The sequence below is a fragment of the Acidovorax sp. FG27 genome (assembly GCF_040365715.1).
Classification (GTDB): Bacteria; Pseudomonadota; Gammaproteobacteria; order Burkholderiales; family Burkholderiaceae_C; genus Paracidovorax.
The window spans coordinates 320,001-343,710 of the sequence record NZ_BAABVY010000012.1 but is presented as its reverse complement, the minus strand read 5'-3'; the positions used below and the strand labels follow the sequence as shown (position 1 = coordinate 343,710).

The 23,710-nt window shown below is 63.2% G+C and carries 14 protein-coding genes, 4 tRNA genes and 2 rRNA genes; all 20 read right to left on the bottom strand.

Translation table 11 applies throughout. From position 1 onward, the window contains the following. Nucleotides 1–10: 10 nt before the first annotated feature. Entirely contained in the window at nucleotides 11–760 is a 750-nt protein-coding gene (locus ABWV53_RS17515) for a response regulator (RefSeq protein ID WP_353367416.1), read from the bottom strand. Between the two features lie 37 nt (nucleotides 761–797). Beyond that, complete coding sequence (locus ABWV53_RS17510) at nucleotides 798–3,104, bottom strand: sensor histidine kinase (RefSeq protein WP_353367415.1); 2,307 nt, start codon at nucleotides 3,102–3,104, stop codon at nucleotides 798–800. Next, the gene (locus ABWV53_RS17505; protein ID WP_353367477.1) at nucleotides 3,101–3,676 is read right to left on the bottom strand and encodes a DUF4390 domain-containing protein; all 576 of its coding nucleotides are present in this window, start codon (nucleotides 3,674–3,676) and stop codon (nucleotides 3,101–3,103) included. The genes ABWV53_RS17510 and ABWV53_RS17505 overlap by 4 nt, the downstream gene beginning before the upstream one ends. Before the next feature lie 58 nt (nucleotides 3,677–3,734). Beyond that, the gene (rsmB, locus tag ABWV53_RS17500; protein WP_353367414.1) at nucleotides 3,735–5,195 is read right to left on the bottom strand and encodes a 16S rRNA (cytosine(967)-C(5))-methyltransferase RsmB; all 1,461 of its coding nucleotides are present in this window, start codon (nucleotides 5,193–5,195) and stop codon (nucleotides 3,735–3,737) included. A gap of 29 nt (nucleotides 5,196–5,224) precedes the next feature. Then, nucleotides 5,225–5,794 carry a LemA family protein gene (locus ABWV53_RS17495; RefSeq protein ID WP_353367413.1) on the bottom strand — a complete coding sequence of 190 codons (570 nt, stop codon included), beginning with the start codon at nucleotides 5,792–5,794 and terminating at the stop codon, nucleotides 5,225–5,227. A 191-nt stretch (nucleotides 5,795–5,985) separates the two neighbouring features. After that, entirely contained in the window at nucleotides 5,986–10,224 is a 4,239-nt protein-coding gene (rpoC, locus tag ABWV53_RS17490; RefSeq protein ID WP_353367412.1) for a DNA-directed RNA polymerase subunit beta', read from the bottom strand. 18 nt (nucleotides 10,225–10,242) lie between these two features. After that, a complete protein-coding gene (gene rpoB, locus ABWV53_RS17485) occupies nucleotides 10,243–14,367 on the bottom strand; it encodes a DNA-directed RNA polymerase subunit beta (protein WP_353367411.1) in 4,125 nt (1,374 codons plus the stop codon). A 278-nt stretch (nucleotides 14,368–14,645) separates the two neighbouring features. Beyond that, complete coding sequence (rplL, locus tag ABWV53_RS17480) at nucleotides 14,646–15,023, bottom strand: 50S ribosomal protein L7/L12 (protein ID WP_056659739.1); 378 nt, start codon at nucleotides 15,021–15,023, stop codon at nucleotides 14,646–14,648. A gap of 40 nt (nucleotides 15,024–15,063) precedes the next feature. Then, entirely contained in the window at nucleotides 15,064–15,591 is a 528-nt protein-coding gene (gene rplJ / locus ABWV53_RS17475) for a 50S ribosomal protein L10 (RefSeq protein ID WP_353367410.1), read from the bottom strand. 233 nt (nucleotides 15,592–15,824) lie between these two features. Next, on the bottom strand, nucleotides 15,825–16,523 hold the full coding sequence (gene rplA, locus ABWV53_RS17470) for a 50S ribosomal protein L1 (protein WP_353367409.1): 699 nt from the start codon (nucleotides 16,521–16,523) through the stop codon (nucleotides 15,825–15,827). Then, the gene (rplK, locus tag ABWV53_RS17465) at nucleotides 16,524–16,955 is read right to left on the bottom strand and encodes a 50S ribosomal protein L11 (RefSeq protein ID WP_056659735.1); all 432 of its coding nucleotides are present in this window, start codon (nucleotides 16,953–16,955) and stop codon (nucleotides 16,524–16,526) included. It abuts the gene before it with no gap. 126 nt (nucleotides 16,956–17,081) lie between these two features. Next, on the bottom strand, nucleotides 17,082–17,675 hold the full coding sequence (gene nusG / locus ABWV53_RS17460) for a transcription termination/antitermination protein NusG (protein ID WP_353367408.1): 594 nt from the start codon (nucleotides 17,673–17,675) through the stop codon (nucleotides 17,082–17,084). After that, the gene (gene secE, locus ABWV53_RS17455) at nucleotides 17,675–18,058 is read right to left on the bottom strand and encodes a preprotein translocase subunit SecE (protein ID WP_056659729.1); all 384 of its coding nucleotides are present in this window, start codon (nucleotides 18,056–18,058) and stop codon (nucleotides 17,675–17,677) included. The genes nusG and secE overlap by 1 nt, the downstream gene beginning before the upstream one ends. Nucleotides 18,059–18,146: 88 nt before the next feature. Beyond that, nucleotides 18,147–18,222 (bottom strand) — tRNA-Trp (locus ABWV53_RS17450). An 11-nt stretch (nucleotides 18,223–18,233) separates the two neighbouring features. After that, a complete protein-coding gene (tuf, locus tag ABWV53_RS17445; protein WP_353363402.1) occupies nucleotides 18,234–19,424 on the bottom strand; it encodes an elongation factor Tu in 1,191 nt (396 codons plus the stop codon). A 71-nt stretch (nucleotides 19,425–19,495) separates the two neighbouring features. Then, a tRNA-Thr gene (locus tag ABWV53_RS17440) sits at nucleotides 19,496–19,570 on the bottom strand. 45 nt (nucleotides 19,571–19,615) lie between these two features. Beyond that, nucleotides 19,616–19,689 (bottom strand) — tRNA-Gly (locus tag ABWV53_RS17435). 46 nt (nucleotides 19,690–19,735) lie between these two features. Beyond that, nucleotides 19,736–19,821, bottom strand: a tRNA-Tyr gene (locus ABWV53_RS17430). Between the two features lie 468 nt (nucleotides 19,822–20,289). After that, nucleotides 20,290–20,402 (bottom strand): 5S ribosomal RNA (rrf, locus tag ABWV53_RS17425). Nucleotides 20,403–20,544: 142 nt separating this feature from the next. Then, nucleotides 20,545–23,422 (bottom strand): 23S ribosomal RNA (locus ABWV53_RS17420). Nucleotides 23,423–23,710 lie beyond the last annotated feature (288 nt).

Below are 23,710 nucleotides of genomic sequence, written 5' to 3'. Positions count from 1 at the left end.
TCTGGAGGGGTCACGCCCGCTTGCTGCGCCCCAGGTCCACACCCAGTTGGCGGAGCTTGCGGTAGAGGTGGGTGCGCTCCAGGCCGGTCTTCTCGGCGACGCGGGTCATGGAGCCGCCCTCGCGGGCCAGGTGGAATTCGAAGTACGCCTTTTCGAAACCGTCGCGCGCTTCGCGCAGGGGGCGGTCCAGATCGAAGCCTTGGCGGGCCTGGGGGCCGGTGGGTTCGGGGGCGGCAGCGGCGGTTGCAGGCGCGGCCGCGGGGCTGGCCGGGGGGGCCGTGGGGGCCGCTGGAGAGGGCGAGCCGTGGTCGCCGCCGTATTGCATCGGCACCGCAACCGTTTGAGCCATCGCGGGCGCCGCAGGTGCCTGGGCCGCGGCAGGCGGCGGCTGGTTGGCGTTGCGGGCCAGGCCCTGCTCCACGGCCTTCAGCAGCTTCTGCAGGGTGATGGGCTTTTCCAGGAACGAGAAGGCGCCGATGCGGGTGGCTTCCACGGCGGTATCGATGGTGGCGTGGCCGCTCATCATGATGACGGGCATGGTCAGTGTGCCGGCGGTGGCCCATTCCTTGAGCAGCGAGACGCCGTCGGTGTCGGGCATCCAGATGTCGAGCAGCACCAGGTCGTAGCCTTGCGCGGCGCGGGCGGTGCGGGCCTGGGTGGCGTTCTCGGCCAGGTCGACGCTGTGGCCTTCGTCGTTGAGGATTTCGGACAGCAGATCCCGGATGCCCAGTTCGTCGTCCACCACCAGAATGTTTGCCATGTCCGTCAATGCGCCTTGTGTGTGCCGCAGCGTGTTGTTAAATCGCCACCGCGTGTTCAGGCGCGAATGATAGCGAGACTTGGGCACCGGTCACCACCCCGTCTTCGGTACGGTTGAGCAGGTCGATGCGGGCGCCGTGCTCGTCGGCGATCTTCTTGACCACGGCCAGCCCCAGGCCGGTGCCGCGCGGCTTGGTGGTCACGTACGGCTCGAAAGCACGTTGCAGGATGTGTGCCGGAAAGCCGCTGCCGTGGTCCAGCACGGCCAGCCGCACGCGCCTGGAGGACTCGCTCCAGCGGGTGGTGATGCGCACGGCCGGCCAGGGCTGGGGCCGCTGGGCCTGCTCGCAGACCAGCTCGGTCGCGTCTTGCGCGTTTTGCAGCAGGTTGTGCACCACCTGCCGCAGCTGCTGCGCGTCGCCGGCGATGGGCGGGCAGCGCGGGTCCAGGTCGGCTTCCACCCGCACGTGGGCGTTTTCATTCCCATACAACTGCAACAGGTCGGTGACCAAGGCGTTCAGGTCGAGTTGCTCCAGCTCGGCGGCCGGCAGGCGGGCGTAGTCGCGGAATTCGTTCACCAGCCGCTTCATCGCGTCGACCTGGTCGACGATGGTCTTCACGGATTTGGTCAGCACGGCCTGTTCGGCCTCGCCCACCTTGCCGGAGAGCTTCATCTCCAGCCGCTCGGCCGACAGCTGGATGGGCGTGAGCGGGTTCTTGATTTCATGGGCCAGGCGGCGGGCGACCTCGCCCCAGGCCTGGGCGCGCTGGGCGGAGACGATCTCCGAGATGTCGTCGAACACCAGCAGGCGGGAGCGGTCGGGCAGCTCGGCCCCGCGCGCGACCAGGCTGGTGCCATTGGGCACCACGCCGCCGCCGGGCGCATGCAGCGCAAAGGAATGCTGCCAGTGGTCCAGGCTGTGGTGGTCGCGGTCGCCCAGGAAGACGTCGAACTGCGCCTGGACGGCGGCGGCGAATTCGGCCAGGCCCGGCACTTCGACCATGCGCCGCCCTTCATAGGCCGCCATGGGCGCGCGCAGGATGCGGGTAGCGCCGGGGTTGGAGGAAACGATGACGCCCTGCCCGTCCAGCACGACGACGCCGGCCGTCAGGTTGTCCAGAATGGTCTGCAGGTTGGCCCGCGCTGCCGTCACCTCTTCCATGCTCTGCTCGACGGCGCCCCGTGCGTCGGCCAGCTGCTGGGTCATCATGGCAAAGGACCGTGTCAGGCCGCTGAGTTCGTCCTTGGCTTGCAGCGCGGCCTTGGGGCTCAGGTTGCCGGCGGCCACTTCGCGCACGCCCTCGGCCAGCAGCAGCAGCGGCCGCGCCAGCTGGTTGCCCAGCAGCACGGCCAGCAGCACCGCGCCGAACACCGCCAGGAACAGGCTGAGCGTGAGCGTGCCGATGTACATGCGCCGCAGGCCGCCCCGCGCCAGGGCGCGCTCCTGGTATTCGCGGTTGGCTTCCTGCACGGTGATGGCGTTGGCGACCAAGGCGGAGGGCAGCGGCAGCGTGGCCTGCAGGTAGCGCGGCTCGGACAGCACGCCGACGGCGGGGTTGTCCACCGCCACCAGCGCCTTCACCCGCACCCGGTCGGCGCCGGTGGGGTCGCTCAAGTCTTCCAGGCCCTCGATCTGGAACGTCAGCCGCTGCTGCCGCGCATTGCGAAACTGCTGCAGGCTGGGCCGCTCCGGGTTCAGGCTGAAGCGCGACTGGCCGGCACTGGCCAGGAACTGGCCCGAGGCACCCCACAGCACGACGTCGTCCGCGCCCAGCTGGTCGCGCACGCGCTCCAGCACCAGGCCGGCCGCGGCGTCGGGCACGGCGGCCAGAGGCGTGCTGGCGGCGCGGGTCTTGTTGGCCAAGTCGCTGGCCAAAGTGTCGAGCGTGACGCGGGCCAGGTTCACGCCTGCCGAGAGCGCCCCTTCCACCTTCACGTCGAACCAGCTTTCGATCGACCGGGACACGAACTGGTACGACACGGTGTAGATCACCAGCCCCGGCACCAGCCCCACCACGGCGAAGATGCCGGCCAGCTTGATCAGCAGCCGGCTGCCAAAGCGCCCGCGCCGCAGCCGGATGGCCAGCCGCACCGACACCCACACCACAATGGCCAGCAGCAGCAGCGCGACCAGGCCGTTCACGCCCAGCAGCCAGGTGTAGTTGCGCTCGTAGAGGGCGCGGTTGTTGGTGGCCAGCGTCAGCAAGAACATCAGCACCAAGCCGATGGCGCTCATCACGGCCGCGCCCACGCCCACCACCCAGCGCACGGCACGGGCCTGGCGGGCCGCGCGGGATCTTGCCGAGGGCGGCGCGCCCGGCGTGCCGGGGCCGGGTGCGGTCATCGGGCGGGCTCCGCCACCGACACCTCGGCGCTGCGCGACATGGCCAGCGACCAGCCGGACCGCCCCATGGCGCCGATCTGGAACGGCCGGGGCAGCTGCGACATGTCGAGCCGGAACTGGTAGTGCACGGTGTTGCGGGCGCCGGGTTCCAGCACGCCCGTGTCGGCGATGCGCCAGCGGGCGATGCGCTGCATGGCGGACAGGGCGTCGGCCAGGTCGTCGAAGGTCTGGCCCAGGGCCACGCCCAGGCCCACGCCGGTGAACGGCACCGAGGACTGGTTCAGGCGCCAGCGGCGGGTCAACGGCTGGTAGCTCAGGCGCAGGTAGCGCACGGCATGGGTGACCGGCTTGTCCGACCAGTACCAGCGCTCGCGCACCACCTCCGCCTCGGCGACGAAGAAGACCGAAATGCCTTTGTGCAGTGCCTCCTGCGCCTGGGCGGGCAGCTCGAAGTCCATGTAGGCCGAGAGGAACAGCCCGTCGGCGGTGGCGTCCAGCTGAAGGTCGGTGACGGAGCCGGCCGCCTGCGCGTGCGCCGGCCCCGGCAGCAAGGCGGTCAGCGCGGCCAGCAGCAGCACCAGCGCCAGCCACGGCCCGCTCCACCGGCGCGACGGCAGGCGGCGGCGGGCGTCAAGCGGGGGCCTTCTGGAAGAGCGCGTAGAAAAATCCGTCGTGGTCACCCGGCGGATTGTCTCGGACGTCGCCGGCCTTGTCCGTTCCACCGGGAATTAAATGGCCCGGCGACGGCAATAGCCGCGCGTCGGTGTTGCGTTTGAGGAACGATCGCACCTGCGCATCGCCCTCGGCGCGAAAGACCGAGCAGGTGCAGTACAGCAGCCGCCCGCCCGGCCGCACCAGGGGCCACAGCGTGGCCAGCAGCTGGGCCTGCAGCGTCGCGAGCTGGGGAATGTCGGAGGCGCGGCGCAGCCAGCGCACGTCCGGATGCCGGCGCACGATGCCCGACGCGGTGCAGGGCGCGTCGAGCAGGATGGCGTCGAACGGCTGGCCGCCGCTGGCGGCGAACCAGTCGCCCGGACGGGCGGCGTCGGCCACCAGCACCTGGACCGCCCCGGAGACTGGCTGGCCGCTGGCGCCCTGCGGCGGATCCGCCTTCGCGCCAGTGGATGTGCCCGGGGCGGTGCGGATCTGCAGGCGCTGCAGGGTGTCGTGAATGCGTTCGGCGCGGGCCGGGTCGATCTCCAGGGCGGTGACCTGCCAGGCGGCGCCCGGCGGCAGGCAGTCCACCAGATGGGCGGTCTTGCCGCCCGGGGCGGCGCAGGCGTCCAGCAGCCGCAGCGGCGCCGACAGGTCCAGGCCCTGCAGCAGCAGCGGGGCGGCCTGCTGGGCGGCGGCGTCCTGCACCGACACCACGCCGTCGGCAAAACCGGGCAGGCGCTGCACGGGCTGGGGCTGGTCCAGTTCCACGCCGTCCCTGCCCACGGCGCTTGCTACCATATTGATAGCTGAAAGCGCTTGCAAATAAAGCGCTGGCGTGCTTTTTTGCCTTGAAACGCGCAGCGTCATGGGCGCATGGGCGTTGTTGGCCCGCAGGATGCGCTCCCAGTCCTCCGGGTGGTCGCGGCGCAGTTGCTCGATCCACCAGGCCGGATGGTTCCAGCGGGCGACCGGGTCGGCGTCGGTGGCGGCCACGCAGGCGGCGTGCTCGCGCAGGAAGCGGCGCAGGCAGGCGTTGACGAAGGCAGCCTGGGCCTTGGTGGCCGGGTGGCGCTTGGCGGCTTCGACGGCCTGATTGACCAGGGTGAAGGGCTCGTACGGGGCCTCATCAGGGTTCCAGGCCAGGGCGAGCGCGGTGCACAGCAGCGCGTCCACCGCCGGCGGCGGGTTGCGCGGGGCCAGTTGCCGGCGCAGGGCCTGCGCGCGGCCCAGGTGGCGCAGCGTCTGGAACAGTAGCGCCTGCACGCCGGGCCGCAGCGCGGGCGTGACGCCGGCCAGCGCGGCCGTGCCGGACTGCCCCGCCCGCACGGCGTGCAGCGCCTCGGCCGTGGCCTGCAGCAGCTTCCAGAGCGGGGGCGCCAGCGCGGCGGAGTCGTCGTCGGAGCGCGGCCGGGCGCCGGCGTGGTCATGGGGCATGGGAGCGGATCTTCAAAAAACAGCCTCGTTCACAGCGGGCGGGCCTTGTGAAAGCCAAACAGCCACGCCAGAACGCTGGCAGGGAATTGGGCGATGGCGCCGTTGTAGTGCGCCACCGCGTCGTTGAATTGCTGGCGGGCCAGCGCGTTGTGCGCGACGTGTTGCTCGCGCAGTGCGGCCCAGGCGGCCAGCGCATCGCTGGGCCGGGCCGGCGCACCGTCGGCCCCACCGCCGCTGGCGGAAGGTTCGGACGCATCGGGCGAGCCCGCCCGCATCGCCGCCTGCCAGGCCGTGTCCAGCACCTGGTCGGCGGTCTGCAGCGCAGCGGCCGCCTGGCCATCGAGGGGCCGGGCCCGCGCCGCGGCCAGCGACGCGCCGAACTGGGTGGTCGCGGCCCAGAGCGCGGCGCGGGCGTCGGACGGGTCGCGCTCGGGCAGCAAGGTGGCTTCGTACTCGCCCAGCATGGCGATCATGCGCACCAGATGCGCGTCCAGCGCGCCGAACGCCTGCAGCGCGGCCGAGCGCAGGCGCACCAGCCGGTTGTAGGCGCCCACTGCCCAGAAGAGCAGCACGGCCAGGGAAATCCAGGTGATCAGCATGGCGGACAAGGGCGGCGTGGCTGCGCGCGGGCAGCCGCGATGGTTTCGGTCGATGGAGGAATCGGCAAAGGGCGCCGGGTGGGCGCCAGGCGCTTCACGGGCCGGGGCCAGCCCATGAAAAAGCTCCCGGCCTGCCGGGTCTCGACAGAGCGGGAGCTTTTCAGGGGCGAACGGACAACCGTCGTGCCGGCTTATTCAGCCGCGGAGCCACCCGTTGCCATGGAGCCGTCGATCTCGGCGGCTTCTTCCGTGCCGGCAGCGCCCATTTCGGCGGCTTCCGACTCGGCGATGGCGCGCCGCTCGGCGTCGTCCATGGCGTCCTTGGCCTTGCGTGCCTGGTGGTAGGCCAGGCCCGTGCCGGCGGGGATCAGGCGACCCACGATCACGTTTTCCTTCAGGCCACGCAGCTCGTCGCGCTTGCCCATGATGGCAGCCTCGGTGAGCACGCGGGTCGTTTCCTGGAACGACGCGGCCGAGATGAACGAATCGGTGGACAGCGACGCCTTGGTGATGCCCAGCAGCACGTTGGTATAGGTCGCAGGGATCTTCCCTTCGGCCTGCAGGCGCTCGTTGGTGTTGAGGATCTCCGAGCGCTCGACCTGCTCGCCGGCGATGTAGCCGGACTCGCCCGTCGATTCGACCACCACGCGGCGCAGCATCTGGCGAACGATCACCTCGATGTGCTTGTCGTTGATCTTCACGCCTTGCAGGCGGTACACGTCCTGCACTTCATCGACGATGTAGCGCGCCAGCTCTTCGATGCCCAGCAGGCGCAGGATGTCCTGCGGATCGGCCGGGCCGTCCACCACGGACTCGCCCTTGTTGACCACCTGGCCTTCGTGGACCAGCACGTTCTTTTCCTTGGGGATCAGTTCGTCCCAGACCTTGCCGTCCGGATCGGTGATCTGCAGGCGCACCTTGCCCTTGGTTTCCTTGCCGAACGACACCGTGCCGGTGATTTCGGCCAGCATGCCCTTGTCCTTGGGGGAACGGGCTTCGAACAGCTCGGCCACGCGGGGCAGACCGCCGGTGATGTCGCGGGTCTTCTGGCCTTCGACCGGAATACGCGCCAGCACTTCGCCGGGGCCCACGTCCTGGCCGTCGCGCACCTGGATCAGCGCGCCGACCTGGAAGCCGATGGTCACCGAGTGGTCGGTGCCAGGGATCTTCACTTCCTGGCCTTGTGCGTCAACCAGCTTGACCTGCGGACGCACCACCTTGGCGGAGCCGCGGCGCTTCGGATCGATCACGACCAGCGTGGACAGACCCGTCACGTCGTCGACCTGCTTGGCGACCGTGAGGCCTTCCTCGATGTTCTCGAACTTCACCTGGCCGGCGAATTCCGTGATGATCGGGCGCGTCAGCGGATCCCAGTTGGCGAGGATGGTGCCGGCCTTGACCGTCTGGTCGGCCTGCACCGTCAGCGTGGCGCCGTAAGGCACCTTGTGGCGTTCGCGCTCGCGGCCATGCTCGTCCTGGATGATGACTTCACCCGAACGCGCGATGACGACCAGCTCGCCCTTGGTGTTGCTCACGTAGCGCATCGTGGCGTTGAAGCCGATCACGCCGTTGGATTTGGCTTCCACGCTCGATGCGATGGCGGCGCGCGATGCGGCACCGCCGATGTGGAACGTGCGCATGGTCAGCTGCGTGCCGGGTTCGCCGATGGACTGGGCAGCGATCACACCCACGGCTTCGCCGAGGTTGATCAGGCCGCCACGGCCCAGGTCGCGGCCATAGCACTTGGCGCAGAGGCCGTAGCGAGTCTCGCAGGTCAGCGCGGTGCGCACCTTGACCTCGTCCACGCCAGCGGCTTCCAGCTCTTCGAGGGTGTCCTCTTCCAGCATCTGGCCGGCCGGCACCAGCACGGCACGGGTTTCGGGGTGCAGCACCTCTTCGGCCGTGGTGCGGCCCAGCACGCGGTCACGCAGGGACTCGATCACTTCACCGCCTTCGACGATGGCGCGCATCACCGAGCCGTTGCTCGTGCCGCAGTCGTCCTCGGTCACCACCAGATCCTGCGTCACGTCCACCAGGCGGCGGGTGAGGTAGCCGGAGTTGGCGGTCTTCAGCGCCGTATCCGCCAGGCCTTTGCGGGCACCGTGGGTGGAGATGAAGTACTGCAACACGTTCAGACCTTCACGGAAATTCGCCGTGATGGGGGTCTCGATGATGGAGCCGTCCGGCTTGGCCATCAGGCCGCGCATGCCGGCCAGCTGGCGGATCTGCGCGGCGGAGCCACGGGCGCCGGAGTCGGCCATCATGTAGATGGCGTTGAAGGACTCCTGCGTCACTTCCTTGCCGTTGCGGTCGGTGGTCTTCTCGACCTTGAGCTGGTCCATCATGACCTTGGACACGTCGTCGCCGGCCTTGCCCCAGATGTCCACCACCTTGTTGTAGCGCTCGCCGGCGGTCACCAGACCGGAGACGTACTGCTGCTGGATCTCCTTCACCTCGGCTTCGGCGCGCACCAGGATGTCGGCCTTTTGCGGCGGCACCAGCATGTCGTCGATCGCCACGGAGAAGCCGGCGCGCGTGGCCAGGCGGAAGCCGTTCTGCAGCAGCTTGTCTGCGAACACCACGGTTTCCTTCAGGCCGCACTTGCGGAAGCTCACGTTGATGAGCTTGGAGATTTCCTTCTTCTTCAGCGCCTTGTTGATGTTGCTGAAGGGCAGGCCCTTGGGCAGGATCTCGGACAGCAGCGCACGGCCGACGGTCGTGTCGACCAGCGAGGTCGAAGGCACGAATTCGCCGGTGGCCTTGTCCTTGGTCCATTCCGTCAGGCGCACGCTGATGCGGGCATGCAGCTCGGCCTGGCCGGCATCCAGCGCGCGCTGGACTTCGCCCGTGTCGGCGAACACCAGGCCTTCGCCGATGCCGTTCACCTTGTCGCGGGTGGCGTGGTAGAGGCCCAGCACCACGTCTTGCGACGGGACGATGGAAGGCTCGCCGGAGGCGGGGAACAGCACGTTGTTGGAGGCCAGCATCAGCGTGCGGGCTTCCATCTGCGCTTCCACCGACAGCGGCACGTGGACAGCCATCTGGTCACCGTCGAAGTCGGCGTTGAAGGCCGCGCAGACGAGGGGGTGCAGCTGGATGGCCTTGCCTTCGATCAGAATGGGCTCGAACGCCTGGATGCCCAAACGGTGCAGCGTGGGCGCACGGTTCAGCATCACCGGGTGTTCCTTGATGACCTCTTCCAGGATGTCCCACACCACCGGGGTGCCGGATTCGACTTCCTTCTTGGCAGCCTTGATCGTCGTCGCGATGCCCATGGCTTCCAGGCGCGAGAAGATGAACGGCTTGAACAGTTCCAGGGCCATCAGCTTGGGCAGGCCGCACTGGTGCAGCTTGAGCGTCGGGCCCACGGTGATGACGGAACGGCCCGAGTAGTCCACCCGCTTGCCCAGCAAGTTCTGGCGGAAACGGCCCGACTTGCCCTTGATCATGTCGGCCAGCGACTTCAGGGCGCGCTTGTTCGCGCCCGTCATGGCCTTGCCACGGCGGCCGTTGTCCAGCAGCGAATCGACGGCTTCCTGCAGCATCCGCTTTTCGTTGCGCGCGATGATTTCCGGAGCCTTCAGCTCCAGCAGGCGGCGCAGGCGCGAGTTGCGGTTGATGACGCGGCGATACAGGTCGTTCAGGTCGGAGGTCGCGAAGCGGCCGCCGTCCAGCGGCACCAGCGGACGCAGGTCCGGTGGCAGCACGGGCAGCACGTCGAGCACCATCCACTCGGGCTTGATGCCGGACTTCTTGAACGCTTCGAGCACCTTCAGGCGCTTGGCGTTCTTCTTGACCTTGACTTCGGAGCCGGTCAGGTCGCCACGCAGCTTTTCGATTTCCAGGTCGATGTCGATGGATTCGAGCAGGTCCTTGATGCCTTCGGCGCCCATCTTGGCGATGAACTCGTCGCCGTATTCCTTGCGCTTGGCGTCATAGTCGTCCTCGGACATGATGCCGAACTTCTTCAGCGGGGTCATGCCGGGGTCGGTCACCACGTAGGCTTCGAAGTACAGCACGCGCTCGATGTCGCGCAGCGTCATGTCGAGCACCAGGCCCAGACGCGACGGCAGCGACTTCAGGAACCAGATGTGCGCGCAGGGCGCGGCCAGGTCGATGTGTCCCATGCGCTCGCGGCGCACCTTGGTCTGCGTGACTTCGACGCCGCACTTCTCGCAGATGACGCCGCGGTGCTTCAGGCGCTTGTACTTGCCGCACAGGCACTCGTAGTCCTTGATGGGGCCGAAGATCTTGGCGCAGAAGAGACCGTCGCGCTCGGGCTTGAACGTGCGGTAGTTGATGGTTTCCGGCTTCTTCACTTCGCCGAAGGACCACGAGCGGATCTTCTCGGGCGAAGCCATGCCGATGCGGATGGCATCGAAATGCTCGTCGGGCGTGAATTGCTTGAACAGGTCGAGTAATGACTTCATAAACCTAGTCCCCTTCGATTAAGAACGTTCCAGTTCGATGTCCAGGCCCAAGGAACGGATTTCCTTGACCAGCACATTGAACGATTCGGGCATCCCTGCCTCGATGGCGTGTTCGCCCTTGACGATGGATTCGTACACCTTGGTACGGCCCACCACGTCGTCGGACTTCACGGTCAGCATTTCCTGCAGCACGTAGGCGGCGCCGTAGGCTTCCAGCGCCCACACTTCCATTTCCCCGAAACGCTGGCCACCGAACTGGGCCTTGCCGCCCAGCGGCTGCTGCGTGACGAGCGAGTACGGGCCGGTCGAGCGGGCGTGCATCTTGTCGTCCACCAGATGGTGCAGCTTCAGGTAGTGCATGTAGCCGATGGTCGTCGGGCGCTCGAAGCGCTCGCCCGTGCGGCCGTCGAACAGGTACGCCTGCGTGCGGGTGTCCGTGAGGCCCTTGCGCTCCTTGATGTCGTCCGGATAGGCCAGCTTCAGCATGTCCTTGATCTCGGCTTCCGAGGCACCATCGAACACCGGCGTGGCATACGGCACACCGTTGGTCAGGTTGGCGGCCATCGACAGCACCTGGTCGTCGGTCAGCTGTGCCAGGTCTTCCGTGCGGCCGCTGGAGTTGTAGACCTCTTCCAGGAACTTGCGCACTTCGGCCGTCTTGGCCTGGTCGCGCAGCATGTCGCCGATGCGCTGGCCGATGCCCTTGCCGGCCCAGCCCAGGTGGACTTCCAGCACCTGGCCGATGTTCATGCGCGATGGCACGCCCAGCGGGTTCAGCACGATGTCGGCAGGGGTGCCGTCGGCCATGTAGGGCATGTCTTCGACCGGAACGATCTTGGACACCACGCCCTTGTTGCCGTGGCGGCCGGCCATCTTGTCGCCAGGCTGCAGGCGGCGCTTGACGGCCAGGTACACCTTGACCATCTTCAGCACGCCAGCCGGCAGCTCGTCGCCTTGCGTGAGCTTCTTGCGCTTCTCTTCGAAAGCCAGGTCGAAGCTGTGGCGCGTCTGCTCCAGGGCGTTCTTGATGGACTCGAGCTGCGTCGCCACTTCGTCTTCCGCGGGGCGGATGTCGAACCAGTGGAACTTCTCGACGGACGCCAGGTAGGCCTTGTCGAGCTTGGTGCCCTTGGCGAGCTTCTGCGGGCCGCCGTTGGCCACGCGGCCGGTCAGCAGCTTCTCGATCCGGTCGAACGCGTCGGCTTCGACGATGCGCAGCTGGTCGTTCAGGTCGAGGCGGAAGCGCTTGAGCTCATCGTCGATGATCTGCTGGGCGCGCTTGTCGCGCTGGATGCCTTCGCGGGTGAAGACCTGCACGTCGATCACGGTGCCTTGCGAGCCCTGGTCCACGCGCAGCGAGGTGTCCTTCACGTCGGACGCCTTCTCGCCGAAGATGGCGCGCAGCAGCTTCTCTTCCGGCGTCAGCGTGGTCTCGCCCTTCGGCGTGACCTTGCCCACCAGCGTGTCGCCGGGCTGCACTTCGGCGCCCACGTAGATGATGCCGGACTCGTCCAGGCGGTTCAGCTGCTGTTCCGACAGGTTCGGAATGTCGCGCGTGATTTCTTCGGCGCCCAGCTTGGTGTCGCGGGCCATCACCACCAGTTCCTCGATGTGGATCGAGGTGTAGCGGTCTTCGGCGACCACGCGTTCGGAGATCAGGATCGAGTCTTCGAAGTTGTAGCCGTTCCAGGGCATGAACGCGATCAGCATGTTCTGGCCGATGGCGATCTCGCCCAGGTCGGTGGAGGCACCGTCGGCGATCACGTCACCCTTGGCCAGCACGTCGCCGCGCTGGACGATCGGACGCTGGTGGATGTTGGTGTTCTGGTTGGAACGCTGGTACTTGATGAGGTTGTAGATGTCCACACCCACTTCACCGGCCACGGCTTCGGCGTCGTTCACGCGCACCACGATGCGGGTCGCGTCGACGTAGTCGACGATACCGCCACGGTTGGCCGTCACCACGGTGCCGGAGTCCACGGCTGCGACGCGCTCGATACCGGTGCCCACCATGGGCTTTTCCGGGCGCAGCACGGGCACGGCCTGGCGCGACATGTTGGCGCCCATCAGTGCGCGGTTCGCGTCGTCGTGCTCGAGGAAGGGCACGAGCGATGCGGCCACCGACACGATCTGGGCGGGCGACACGTCCATGTACTGCACGCGGTCGGCGGACAGCAGCGTGGATTCACCCTTTTCGCGGGCCGACACCAGGTCGCCGGTCAGGCGGCCTTCGGCGTCCAGCGTGGCGTTGGCCTGGGCGATGACGTACTTGCCTTCCTCGATGGCGGACAGGTAGTCGATCTGGTCGGTCACCTTGCCGTCCACCACGCGGCGGTACGGCGTCTCGATGAAGCCGTACTCGTTCAGGCGGGCGTACAGGGCCAGCGAGTTGATCAGGCCGATGTTCGGGCCTTCAGGCGTTTCGATGGGGCAGACGCGGCCGTAGTGGGTCACGTGCACGTCGCGCACTTCGAAGCCGGCACGCTCGCGGGTCAGACCACCCGGGCCGAGTGCGGAGACGCGGCGCTTGTGGGTGATTTCCGCCAGCGGGTTGGTCTGGTCCATGAACTGCGACAGCTGCGAGGCGCCGAAGAATTCCTTCAGGGCGGCCGAGATCGGCTTGCTGTTGATCAGGTCGTGCGGCATGAGCGGCTCTTGCTCGGCCTGGCCCAGACGTTCCTTCACGGCCTTCTCGATACGCGCCAGACCGGTGCGGTACTGGTTCTCGGCCAGCTCGCCCACGCAACGCACGCGGCGATTGCCCAGGTGGTCGATGTCGTCGACTTCGCCCTTGCCGTTGCGCAGGTCCACCAGGATCTTCACGACGGCGAGGATGTCTTCGTTCGACAGTACCATGGGGCCGGTCGATTCGTCGCGGCCGATCTTGGCGTTGAACTTCATGCGGCCCACGCGCGACAGGTCGTACGTGTCCGGGTTGTAGAAGAGGCGCTGGAACAGAGCCTGCACGGCGTCTTCCGTCGGCGGCTCGCCGGGGCGCATCATGCGGTAGATGGCCACGCGGGCGGCGAACTCGTCCACGGTTTCGTCGATGCGCAGGGTCTGCGAGATGTACGCGCCCTGGTCCAGCTCGTTCGTGTAGATGACCTGCAGGTCCTGCACGCCGGCGGACCGCAGCTTCTTCAGCAGGGCTTCGGTCAGCTCTTCGTTGGCCTTGGCCACGATCTCGCCGGTGTCACCGTCCACCACGTTGCGGGCCACCACGCGGCCGATCAGGAAGTCTTCGGGCACGCTGATGTGCGTGGTGCCGGACTGCTCCAGCTCACGCGTGTGGCGAGCCGTGATGCGCTTGTCCTTGGCGACGACGACCTTGCCCGACTTGTCGGTGATGTCGAAACGCGCCACTTCGCCCTTCAGGCGGTCGGCGACGAATTCCATCTGCGCGCCGCTGTCCATCAGGCGGAAGTTGTCGTTGACGAAGAAGTTCGCCAGGATGGACTCGGGGTTCAGGCCGATGGCCTTGAGCAGGATGGTGACCGGCATCTTGCGGCGACGGTCCACGCGGAAGTAGAGGATGTCCTTCGGGTCGAATTCGAAGTCCAGCCAGGAGCCGCGGTAAGGAATGATGCGTGCCGAGAACAGCAGCTTGCCCGAACTGTGGGTCTTGCCCTTGTCGTGCTCGAAGAACACGCCTGGCGAACGGTGCAGCTGCGAGACGATCACGCGCTCGGTCCCGTTGATGATGAACGAGCCCTTGTCGGTCATCAGGGGCACCTCGCCCATGTAGACCTCTTGCTCCTTCACTTCCTTGACCACCTTGGACTGGGACGTCGAGGACTCACGGTCGTAGATGATCAGTTGCACCTTGGCCCGCACGGCGGACGCGAACGTCAGGCCACGGGTCTGGCATTCACGCACGTCGAACGCGGGTTTCGCGAGGTTGTACTCGACGAACTTCATCTCGACGAAACCGTTGTGCGAGACGATGGGGAAAGCGGCATCGAAAGCGGCTTGCAGGCCTTCGATGGTGCGTTTCTGGGGGGCCTTGTCTGCCTGCAGGAATGCGGTGTACGCATCCTTTTGCATCTGCAGCAGGTAAGGCACTTCGAGCACGCTGTCGCGGCTGCCGAAACTCTTGCGAATCCGCTTGCGTTCGGTATAGCTGTACGTGGATGTTGGGGCCATGAGATCTCCGGGCAAAGACATGAGTCCTGGGTCTTCGACGACTACTGACCTGCAGGGGCGCATGCCTTGCAGGCTTGGCGGTTGGCCACTACCAACCATGGCGGACGGTGATGCGTTGCACATCACCCGAACCAAGGCGTCTTCTGCTGTCGGGGGGCTCAGAAGACACTAGAAAACGGCCAATGCGGACCGCTTTCTGGTGTGCTCTGGAACTGCGTTCCATAAGCGCCAAAGGCTGGGAGCCCTTGCGGAGCCCCCAGCCTTGGCGACCGGCCGAATTACTTGAGTTCGGCCTTGGCGCCGGCTTCCACCAGCTTCTTGACGGCTGCTTCGGCGTCGGCCTTGGCAATGCCTTCCTTGACGTTCTTCGGAGCGCCGTCCACCAGGTCCTTGGCTTCCTTGAGGCCCAGGCCGGTGATTTCGCGCACAGCCTTGATGACCGAAACCTTGTTGGCGCCGGCTTCTTGCAGCACCACGTTGAATTCGGTCTTTTCTTCGGCTGCAGCAGCGCCAGCACCACCGCCAGCGGCGGCAGGAGCGGCCATGGCGGCAGCGCTCACGCCAAACTTCTCTTCAATGGCCTTGACCAGGTCATTGAGTTCCATGACCGTCATGCTGTCCAGCGCGGTCAAGAATGCGTCTTTATCGAATGCCATTTTGATTTCCTAACAATAACGTTGGTTAACAGAGGGCCAATCAGGCCGCAACTGCCTCGGCTGCCGGTTCGGCGGCAGCGCCCTCGCCCTTCTTTGCCGCCAACGCGCCCAGCACCACGGCCGTGCGCGAAATGGGGGACATCAGCAAGCCACACAGCTGAGCCAACAGCACTTCCTTGGAAGGGATATTGGCCAGTTGCTTCACGCCGTTCACATCCAGGGCTTTGCCTGCGAAGGCGCCACCGCGAATCACCAACTTGTCGTTGGTCTTCGCGAAGTCGGCCACCACCTTGGCGGCGGCCACAGCGTCTTCGGAGAAGCCATAGATCAGAGGACCGGTCATCTGGTCGGACACGACGTCGAACGCGCTGCCAGCGACAGCACGGCGAGCCAGGGTGTTCTTCAGAACACTCAGGGTGACGCCCTTGCTGCGAGCATCCACGCGCAGTTTGGTCATGTCAGCGACCGTGATGCCACGGTATTCCGCGATCACGAGCGTTTGAGCTTTAGCGGCGAGGCTGGTCACTTCATTGATGACCGCTTCTTTCTCACTGCGATTAAGACTCAAGGTCTACTCCTTAAATTGCACATCCGGGGCGAACCCCTTCTGTACGCTCTTGTTGCAGCGACCAACTGAAAAGGAATGAATTCCATCTGCAGCGGGATCGCCATCTGCGTTGGCATCACGTGGATTTAAGCGCAATCACCCTGCGCACCAACGGTCTTGGATGGCCTGCCGGCATTTGCACGCCGGCAGCCCACCACATCGACGCCCCGAGAGGCGCCGAAGATTTTGAGCAATTACGCAGCAGCGATGGATTGCGTATCCACGCGGACACCCAGGCCCATCGTGGAAGAGACGGCCACCTTGCGCAGGTACAGACCCTTGCTGGTAGCTGGCTTGGCCTTGTTCAGGGCTTCGATCAGCGCAGCCAGGTTGCCTTGCAGCTTCTCGTTGTCGAACGAGCGACGACCGATGGTGCTGTGGACGATACCGGCCTTGTCGACGCGGAACTGCACCTGACCGGCCTTGGCGTTCTTCACGGCCGTGGCGACGTCAGGAGTCACGGTGCCCACCTTGGGGTTGGGCATCAGGCCGCGTGGGCCCAGGATCTGACCGAGCGTACCCACGACACGCATCGCGTCAGGGGCAGCGATCACGATGTCGAAAGGCATGTCGCCCGCCTTGACCATGGCAGCCAGATCGTCCATGCCGACCACGTCGGCACCGGCGGCCTTGGCTTCTTCAGCCTTGGCGCCCTGGGCGAACACGGCCACGCGGGTGGTCTTGCCGGTGCCGTTGGGCAGCACGACGGCGCCACGCACCACTTGGTCCGACTTCTTGGCATCGATGCCCAGTTGCACGGCCACGTCGATGGATTCATCGAACTTGGCGGTAGCAGCTTCCTTGACGATGGCCACGGCCTCTGTGAAGGCGTACAGCTTCGTGCTGTCGACTTTGCCCTGCAGGGCCTTTTGCTTCTTGGTCAATTTAGCCATTTACAGACCCTCCACCGTCACGCCCATGGAGCGTGCGGAACCAGCCAGCGTGCGGACGGCGGCGTCCACGTTTGCTGCGTTCATGTCCTTCATCTTGGTCTTGGCGATCTCTTCCAGCTGGGCGCGGGTGATCTTGCCGACCTTGGTGCTCAGGGCGTTGGACGAACCCTTGTCCAGCTTGATGGCCTTCTTGATCAAGGTCGTCGCAGGGGGCGTCTTGATGATGAAGGTGAAGCTCTTGTCCGCAAACGCCGTGATGACCACGGGCAGCGGCAGGCCTGGCTCAACGCCTTGGGTCTGCGCATTGAATGCCTTGCAGAACTCCATGATGTTGAGGCCGCGCTGACCCAGCGCGGGACCGATGGGTGGAGAGGGGTTGGCCTTGCCAGCTGGGACTTGCAGCTTGACGAAGCCGACGATTTTTTTCGCCATGATGGACTTCCTTGCGGGTCATAACGCCAAGCCTTGAAAGTACTTGGCTCCCCGGGGTTAACGACTCATAACCAAAGACCCCGCGCCGAGTCGGAAAGCGCGAGGCCAGCTTTTTGGATCAATTCGTCAGGTCTTTTCGACTTGACCGAACTCCAGCTCCACTGGCGTGGAACGTCCGAAAATCATCACGGAGACGCGAACGCGGCTCTTTTCGTAGTTGACTTCTTCGACGGAGCCGTTGAAGTCGGTGAACGGGCCTTCCTTGACGCGCACCAGCTCGCCGACCATGAACTCCACCTTATGCCGCGGCTTGTCCGTGCCCTCTTGCATCTGGCTGACGATCTTCTGCACTTCGTCTTCCGAGATGGGAGCCGGCCTGTTCTTCGCGCCACCGACGAAGCCCGTCACCTTGTTGGTGTGCTTCACCAAGTGCCAAGTGTCGTCGTCCATGACCATTTCCACGAAGACGTAGCCGGGGAACAGGCGACGCTCGGTGGTCTTGCGCTGGCCATTCTTCATTTCCACGACTTCTTCGGTCGGCACCAGAATGCGACCGAACTTGTCCGTCATGCCTGCGCGCCCGATGCGCTCCACGATGTTGCGCTCCACAGCCTTCTCCATGCCGGAATAGGCGTGAACGATGTACCAGCGCAGATCAGGATTGGCAGATGCCGGAGTTCCGAGAGCGCCGGCTTCGCCGACTTCCGCAGCATCTGTCATTATTTTCTCCATCCCAAGATCAAGTCATACAAGACCCACTCGAGCGTCTTGTCCGTAAACCACAGGAACAGCGCCATCACCACCACGAAGACGAACACATAGGCCGTCATCTGCAGCGTCTCCTTGCGCGTCGGCCAGACGACCTTCTTGACTTCGCGCCAGGCATCCCGGGCGAAACCCACGAATTGCTTGCCAGGCTCCGACACCAGGAACACGCCTACTGCCGCCGCCAGACCGATCAGCAGGGCCACCCACTGAACCAGCGGGCCCTGCTTGGACAGCAGGTAGAACCCACCGATGGAAGCAATCACCAGCAGGGCAACGGCGGCGAGCTTCGCCTTGTCCGCGCCTGTGCTGACAGTTTCGACTTGAGTAGTGGCCATATCCGACTATTTTCCTGCTTCGACTTTCGGCATCCAGAAGACACCGAAGCCCGCCAGAGTCTGGCGGGCTTGGTTTCGCCACCTCAGGTGGCAGGGGCAGTAGGAATCGAACCTACAACCTTCGGTTTTGGAGACCGACGCTCTGCCAATTGAGCTATACCCCTTCGCACATCAATTAAGCAATGACCTTGGCCACGACGCCGGCGCCGACGGTACGGCCGCCTTCACGGATGGCGAAGCGCAGGCCTTCTTCCATGGCGATGGGGTTGATCAGCTTGACGGTGATCGACACGTTGTCGCCGGGCATGACCATTTCCTTGCCTTCTGGCAGCTCGATGGCGCCAGTGACGTCGGTCGTGCGGAAGTAGAACTGTGGACGGTAGTTGTTGAAGAACGGGGTGTGGCGGCCGCCTTCGTCCTTGGACAGCACATACACCTCAGCCGTGAAGTGGGTGTGTGGCTTGATGGAGCCTGGCTTGCACAGCACCTGGCCGCGTTCCACGTCTTCGCGCTTGGTGCCGCGCAGCAGCAGGCCGACGTTGTCGCCGGCTTGGCCCTGGTCCAGCAGCTTGCGGAACATTTCCACGCCGGTGCAGGTGGTCTTTTGCGTGTCGCGGATACCGACGATTTCGATTTCTTCGCCGACCTTGATGATGCCGCGCTCGATACGGCCGGTCACCACGGTGCCGCGGCCGGAGATGGAGAACACGTCTTCCACGGGCATCAGGAATGCGCCGTCCACGGCGCGCTCAGGCGTGGGGATGTAGGAGTCCAGGGCTTCTGCCAGCTTGTCGATGGCTTGCTCGCCCAGGGGGCCCTTGTCGCCTTCGAGGGCCAGCTTGGCCGAGCCGCGCACGATGGGGGTGTCATCGCCGGGGAAGTTGTACTTGTCCAGCAGTTCGCGGACTTCCATCTCCACCAGCTCCAGCAGCTCTTCGTCGTCCACCATGTCGCACTTGTTCAGGAACACGATGATGTAGGGCACGCCCACCTGGCGAGCCAGCAGGATGTGCTCGCGGGTCTGGGGCATCGGGCCGTCGGCGGCCGAGCACACCAGGATGGCGCCGTCCATCTGGGCGGCGCCGGTGATCATGTTCTTGACGTAGTCGGCGTGGCCGGGGCAGTCCACGTGGGCGTAGTGGCGGTTGGCCGTTTCGTATTCCACGTGCGCGGTGTTGATCGTGATACCGCGGGCCTTTTCTTCAGGTGCTGCGTCGATTTCGTCGTACTTCTTGGCTTCGCCGCCGAACTTGGCGGACAGCACGGTGGCGATCGCTGCCGTCAGCGTCGTCTTGCCATGGTCCACGTGGCCGATGGTGCCCACGTTGACGTGGGGCTTGGTACGTTCGAACTTACCTTTTGCCATTTTCGACTCCGAAAAAACTCAACCAACACACTTGGATATTGGCGCAATCTCAACCGGACGCACCGCAAATTTGGTGCCCATGGCGGGAATCGGACCCGCGACCTCTCCCTTACCAAGGGAGTGCTCTACCACTGAGCCACATGGGCGTTTCGACAGCCTAAGCCTCGAACGATCTCTCTACCTAACCAGACTGGAGCGGGAGACGGGAATCGAACCCGCGTCATTAGCTTGGAAGGCTAGGGTTCTACCATTGAACTACTCCCGCATCGACCAAAGGCCTTCACAGCAGCGCCCAGCGCACAACTCAAATCTGGTGGAGGGGACTGGATTCGAACCAGTGTAGGCGTAAGCCAACAGATTTACAGTCTGCCCCCTTTAGCCACTCGGGCACCCCTCCGGAGAATCTCAAATTATAGCGACAAAAACGAGGCCTCGCGCAAAATTTCGCACTTTTTCTTCTGAGCGCTTGACCCGAGGATGCCCATAGCTGATCGATCACGACCTGCGCGCTTGGGACCGCCTTGGAGCAGTGGACATCTTCTGCTGCACTGACTCGTCGTCATGGATAGGCCCTCTGAGGCCCACCTACTATCGCAGTACAGAACCTCACCCTTCGAGCCTTCCCCGTACGAGTGATCGAGGCCAGTCCAACTGCACTCTGCCACCCAATAGCCGCTGCCTTACGCCTTGCAGAAGCGGCACACGACACACGACACACGACACACCGATCAGAGAACGCAAGCCTCTCGAGCCGATGAAAGATTCACCATCCCAGGCAGAATCGCCATCACCTCGACTGAAACCGTTCCCCCAAAGCAAACCGCCCCGAGCACTTGCGGTGCACGGGGCGGATTGGGCTGTAAGAGCCTGACGATGACCTACTTTCACACGGGAACCCGCACTATCATCGGCGCGAAGTCGTTTCACTGTCCTGTTCGGGATGGGAAGGAGTGGTGCCAACTTGCTATGGTCATCAGGCATAAAGGGTTGCTGCCGAGTCTCGTGTTTGGAGACAGGGCGGCGAATTCATAGAGTGGTCATCAGCTTTTTGTGTTTTTGACTGCGTCACCTGGCATAACTCTTTGTCTGCAACACGCGGGTGGTGTTGAGTCAAAGTTATAGGGTCAAGCCGCACGAGCAATTAGTACTGGTTAGCTTAACGCATTACTGCGCTTCCACACCCAGCCTATCAACGTCCTGGTCTTGAACGACTCTTCAGGGGGCTCAAGGCCCCGGCAGATCTCATCTTGAAACGAGTTTCCCGCTTAGATGCTTTCAGCGGTTATCTCTTCCACACTTAGCTACTCGGCAATGCCACTGGCGTGACAACCGATACACCAGAGGTGTGTCCACTCCGGTCCTCTCGTACTAGGAGCAGGCTTCCTCAAATCTGCAGCGCCCACGGAAGATAGGGACCAAACTGTCTCACGACGTTTTAAACCCAGCTCACGTACCTCTTTAAATGGCGAACAGCCATACCCTTGGGACCGGCTACAGCCCCAGGATGAGATGAGCCGACATCGAGGTGCCAAACACCGCCGTCGATATGAACTCTTGGGCGGTATCAGCCTGTTATCCCCAGAGTACCTTTTATCCGTTGAGCGATGGCCCTTCCATACAGAACCACCGGATCACTATGTCCTGCTTTCGCATCTGCTCGACTTGTCAGTCTCGCAGTTAAGCACGCTTATGCCATTGCACTATCGTCACGATGTCCGACCGTAACTAGCGTACCTTCGAACTCCTCCGTTACGCTTTGGGAGGAGACCGCCCCAGTCAAACTGCCTACCATGCACTGTCCCCGATCCCGATAAGGGACCTAGGTTAGAACCTCAAACACACCAGGGTGGTATTTCAACGTTGGCTCCATGAGAACTAGCGTCCTCACTTCAAAGCCTCCCACCTATCCTACACAGATCTGTTCAAAGTCCAATACAAAGCTACAGTAAAGGTTCATGGGGTCTTTCCGTCTTTCCGCGGGGAGATTGCATCATCACAAACATTTCAACTTCGCTGAGTCTCAGGAGGAGACAGTGTGGCCATCGTTACGCCATTCGTGCAGGTCGGAACTTACCCGACAAGGAATTTCGCTACCTTAGGACCGTTATAGTTACGGCCGCCGTTTACTGGGACTTCAATCAAGAGCTTGCACCCCATCATTTAATCTTCCAGCACCGGGCAGGCGTCACACCCTATACGTCCACTTTCGTGTTTGCAGAGTGCTGTGTTTTTATTAAACAGTCGCAGCCACCGATTTTTTGCAACCCCGTTTAGCTCCGTTTGTACAACTTCACTGACTAGGGGCATACCTTCTCCCGAAGTTACGGTATCAATTTGCCGAGTTCCTTCTCCTGAGTTCTCTCAAGCGCCTTAGAATACTCATCTCGCGCACCAGTGTCGGTTTGCGGTACGGTCGTCAATAGCTGAAGCTTAGTGGCTTTTCCTGGAAGCAGGGTATCACTCACTTCGTCTGCAAGCAGACTCGTTATCACCCCTCATCTAAGCCCGGCGGATTTGCCTACCAGGCACGACTACAGGCTTGAACCAACATATCCAACAGTTGGCTGAGCTAACCTTCTCCGTCCCCACATCGCACTATTGATCGGTACAGGAATATTGACCTGTTTCCCATCAGCTACGCATCTCTGCCTCGCCTTAGGGGCCGACTCACTCTACGCCGATGAACGTTGCGTAGAAAACCTTGCGCTTACGGCGAGGGGGCTTTTCACCCCCTTTAACGCTACTCATGTCAGCATTCGCACTTCTGATACCTCCAGCATCCGTTACCAGACACCTTCACAGGCTTACAGAACGCTCTCCTACCACGTGCAATAAATTGCACATCCGCAGCTTCGGTAACTGGCTTAGCCCCGTTACATCTTCCGCGCAGGACGACTCGATCAGTGAGCTATTACGCTTTCTTTAAATGATGGCTGCTTCTAAGCCAACATCCTGACTGTTTTAGCCTTCCCACTTCGTTTCCCACTTAGCCAATTTTAGGGACCTTAGCTGGCGGTCTGGGTTGTTTCCCTCTTGAGTCCGGACGTTAGCACCCGGTGCTCTGTCTCCCAAGCTGTACTCTTCGGTATTCGGAGTTTGCCTTGGTTTGGTAAGTCGCCATGACCCCCTAGCCAAAACAGTGCTCTACCCCCGAAGGTAATACTTGAGGCACTACCTAAATAGTTTTCGGAGAGAACCAGCTATTTCCAAGTTTGTTTAGCCTTTCACCCCTATCCACAGCTCATCCGCTAGTTTTGCAACACTAGTCGGTTCGGACCTCCAGTACCTGTTACGGCACCTTCATCCTGGCCATGGATAGATCACTTGGTTTCGGGTCTACACCCAGCGACTGGACGCCCTATTCGGACTCGATTTCTCTACGGCTTCCCTATTCGGTTAACCTTGCCACTGAATGTAAGTCGCTGACCCATTATACAAAAGGTACGCAGTCACCCTTGCGGGCTCCTACTTTTTGTAAGCATGCGGTTTCAGGATCTATTTCACTCCCCTCCCGGGGTTCTTTTCGCCTTTCCCTCACGGTACTGGTTCACTATCGGTCGATGATGAGTATTTAGCCTTGGAGGATGGTCCCCCCATATTCAGACAGGGTTTCTCGTGCCCCGCCCTACTTTTCTCTAACTTAGTACCACACGTCCGCTTTCGCATACAGGGCTATCACCTGCTATGGCCGGGCTTTCCATCCCGTTTTGCTAACAGTCGTGCTATCACTAGAAGGCTCCTCCGATTTCGCTCGCCACTACTTTCGGAATCTCGGTTGATGTCTTTTCCTCGAGCTACTGAGATGTTTCAGTTCACCCGGTTCGCCTCGCATGACTATGTATTCATCATGCGATACCTCTTGCGAGGTGGGTTTCCCCATTCAGAAATCTCCGGATCAATGCTTATTTGCCAGCTCCCCGAAGCTTATCGCAGGCTTTCACGTCTTTCGTCGCCTATCATCGCCAAGGCATCCACCACATGCTCTTAGTCACTTGACCCTATAACTTTGACCTCTCTTGCGAGATGTCTCCGCTGTTGTCTGGACTTGCGAGGTCTTTCACCTCGCGCGTTATGCCGTAATGTGAATAATTCCTCGATATCACTATCAAGAAACATTCGTCATTACTGAATTTCAACTAGCTTTCGCTCATTGAATATTCGTTTTGACGCAATCAAAAAATTGTCATCAGAGGCACGGTCTGCACTAAACCTTATACGTTTGTGCAGTTTCCTCTGACAACGCTGATTCGACTCTATGAATTTTTAAAGAACAGCCGATTGATCCG

Coding starts and splice junctions, on each gene's coding strand:
- ABWV53_RS17515 (WP_353367416.1), bottom strand. CDS start 760: ATGGCAAACATTCTGGTGGTGGACGACGAACTGGGCATCCGGGATCTG.
- ABWV53_RS17510 (WP_353367415.1), bottom strand. CDS start 3,104: ATGACCGCACCCGGCCCCGGCACGCCGGGCGCGCCGCCCTCGGCAAGA.
- rsmB (WP_353367414.1), bottom strand. CDS start 5,195: ATGCCCCATGACCACGCCGGCGCCCGGCCGCGCTCCGACGACGACTCC.
- ABWV53_RS17495 (WP_353367413.1), bottom strand. CDS start 5,794: ATGCTGATCACCTGGATTTCCCTGGCCGTGCTGCTCTTCTGGGCAGTG.
- rpoC (WP_353367412.1), bottom strand. CDS start 10,224: ATGAAGTCATTACTCGACCTGTTCAAGCAATTCACGCCCGACGAGCAT.
- rpoB (WP_353367411.1), bottom strand. CDS start 14,367: ATGGCCCCAACATCCACGTACAGCTATACCGAACGCAAGCGGATTCGC.
- rplL (WP_056659739.1), bottom strand. CDS start 15,023: ATGGCATTCGATAAAGACGCATTCTTGACCGCGCTGGACAGCATGACG.
- rplA (WP_353367409.1), bottom strand. CDS start 16,523: ATGGCTAAATTGACCAAGAAGCAAAAGGCCCTGCAGGGCAAAGTCGAC.
- rplK (WP_056659735.1), bottom strand. CDS start 16,955: ATGGCGAAAAAAATCGTCGGCTTCGTCAAGCTGCAAGTCCCAGCTGGC.
- nusG (WP_353367408.1), bottom strand. CDS start 17,675: ATGACAGATGCTGCGGAAGTCGGCGAAGCCGGCGCTCTCGGAACTCCG.
- secE (WP_056659729.1), bottom strand. CDS start 18,058: ATGGCCACTACTCAAGTCGAAACTGTCAGCACAGGCGCGGACAAGGCG.
- tuf (WP_353363402.1), bottom strand. CDS start 19,424: ATGGCAAAAGGTAAGTTCGAACGTACCAAGCCCCACGTCAACGTGGGC.